Genomic DNA, 2,251 nt, shown 5'->3' with positions numbered 1-2,251 from the left:
TCCGGATACCACACGTCCAGCAGTGGGCTGACTTCAGCGCTTTTCAGTTCGCTGCGGCCTTTGAGCCAGCTTTCAACCGCTACGCGCTGCTCTTCGTTGACCGAGCCACGCTTCTGCAGGCAAACCAGACCGAAGTCATCGCCGCCAACATAGCCCAGACCATTGGCTTCCATGGCTTCTTTGATGAATGCTTCGAGGAAAGCGTCGGTAGCTTCTTCACTCAGGTCTTCTTTGAAGTCCAGGTTCAGTTCGAAACCCAGCTCTTGAAATTCATCAACGCACAGTTTTTTGCGCAGACGCTGGGAACGGTTAGTCGCCATTGGAACAATCCTCATAAGTAATAACGGGCGGCACTTTAGCAGTTTAAGGCGACGATTGCCCGACTCTCTGGGACGGGCGGCACAATGCAGGCAAAAAAAACGCCCATTAGCAGCTATCGTTCAGCTACAACTGGATCCACCTTGGGGCATAATGCCGACACTTTCGTGACTAATGAGGGATTTTCTTACACACCCCTCGCCTTTTTCACCCTTCTCAGCAGTAGGGTTTTATTCCTTATGATCAAATCTTTGCGTCCATTTTTGCTTGCCAGCGTTCTTTTGCCACTGGCCTTTGCCGTCACCGCCGCCCCGATCAATACCACCCTGCCGCCCAATGTTCAGCAGGCCCTGCAGAAAGCCAAAATACCCAATACCTCGCTGTCCCTGGTGATGCTGCCGTTGACCGGCCCCGGCACCCCGACCGTGTTCAACGCCGACGTTTCGGTTAACCCAGCCTCTACCATGAAGCTGGTTACCACCTACGCAGCCCTGGAAATGCTCGGCCCCAACCACCAGTGGAAGACCGAGTTCTACACCGACGGCACGCTCAGCGGTGGCGTGTTGCACGGCAACCTGTACCTCAAGGGCGGCGGCGACCCCAAGCTGAACATGGAAAAACTCTGGCTGCTGATGCGCGATCTGCGCGCCAACGGCGTGAAGCAAGTCACCGGCGACCTGGTGCTGGACCGCAGCTTCTTCAACCCACCGCAATTGCCCGAATTCAATGACGACGGCAACGACGAGAACAAGCCGTTCCTGGTCAAGCCGGATGCCCTTCTGGTCAACCTCAAGGCCCTGCGCTTCGTGACCCGCAACGATGCCGGCCGGGTGATCGTGTCGGTCGAGCCGCCAATCGCGAGCATCCGTATCGACAATCAGGTGAAAGTGTCCAACGCCAAGCAATGCACGGGCGATGTGCGCTACAACCCCGTGACGGCCGCCGACGGTAGCGTCACCGTGACCGTCAGCGGTCAGTTGGCCGATGGCTGCAGCTCACAGACTTACCTGTCGCTGCTCGACCACGCCACCTACACCGCCGGCGCCGTGCGCGCGATCTGGCAGGAATTGGGTGGCACCATCCAGGGCCGTGACATCCAGGCGCCGGTTCCGAAAAACGCCAAGGTGCTGGCCCGGGCGTTTTCGCCGGACCTGGCGGAAATCATCCGCGACATCAATAAATTCAGTAACAACACCATGGCCCAGCAGTTGTTCCTGAGCCTGGGCGCGCAGTTTCGCAACGACGCCGATGGCGACGATGCCAAGGCCGCGCAACGTGTAGTGCGTCAATGGTTGGCTAAAAAAGGCATCACCGCGCCGCACCTGGTGATGGAGAACGGCTCAGGCTTGTCGCGTGCTGAACGAGTCAGCGCCCGTGAGATGGCGGCCATGCTGCAAGCTGCGTGGAAGAGTCCGTATGCCGCTGAGTACATCAGCTCGCTGCCGATCGCCGGGACTGACGGCACCATGCGTAAACGCCTGAAGACTACGGCTATGCGCGGTGAGGCTCACGTCAAGACTGGCACCCTGAACACGGTTCGAGCGATTGCCGGGTTTAGTCGTGATAACAATGGCAATACCTGGGTGGTGGTGGCGATTCTTAACGACTCGAAACCGTGGGGGGCTTCGTCGGTGCTGGATCAGGTGTTGCTGGATCTGTATCGCCAGCCGAAGCTGGGGGTGGCGGAACCGGTGCTTTAAGTGAGTGTGTGGTTTGTCTGCGATGGCTGGCTGTTGGTGTACATATCCGTTGCTGCGGTAATGGCTGCTTAGGGTTCCGCTCTTACAGCGGGTCACTTTTTGAACAGCGCAAAAAGTAACCAAAAACGCTCCGCCCCACCACTCGGCACCTCGCCTAGGCTCGGTGTGCCCTCACTCCGGCTTGAATCCGTGGGCCGCCGTGATGGGCCATCCTTGGCCCAGCACGGCTAACC

At 58.4% G+C, this 2,251-nt stretch carries 2 protein-coding genes; one reads left to right on the top strand and one right to left on the bottom strand.

Going from position 1 to position 2,251, the window contains the following annotated elements; all coding sequences use genetic code 11:
• On the bottom strand, window positions 1-320 hold a 320-nt coding region (locus ACP7A2_RS23105), incomplete at its 3' end, for a YggL family protein (RefSeq protein ID WP_426136101.1).
• 237 nt (window positions 321-557) lie between these two features.
• On the opposite strand from ACP7A2_RS23105, the gene dacB reads away from it, so the two are divergent.
• Complete coding sequence (gene dacB, locus ACP7A2_RS23100; RefSeq protein ID WP_426136100.1) at window positions 558-2,018, top strand: D-alanyl-D-alanine carboxypeptidase/D-alanyl-D-alanine endopeptidase; 1,461 nt, start codon at window positions 558-560, stop codon at window positions 2,016-2,018.
• The last annotated feature ends 233 nt before the right edge of the window (window positions 2,019-2,251 follow it).

This window comes from Pseudomonas sp. PWP3-1b2, assembly GCF_049896045.1.
Classification (GTDB): domain Bacteria; phylum Pseudomonadota; class Gammaproteobacteria; order Pseudomonadales; family Pseudomonadaceae; genus Aquipseudomonas; species Aquipseudomonas antarctica_B.
The sequence above is the reverse complement of the archived record's forward strand: the minus strand, read 5'-3'. Positions and strand labels throughout refer to the sequence as shown.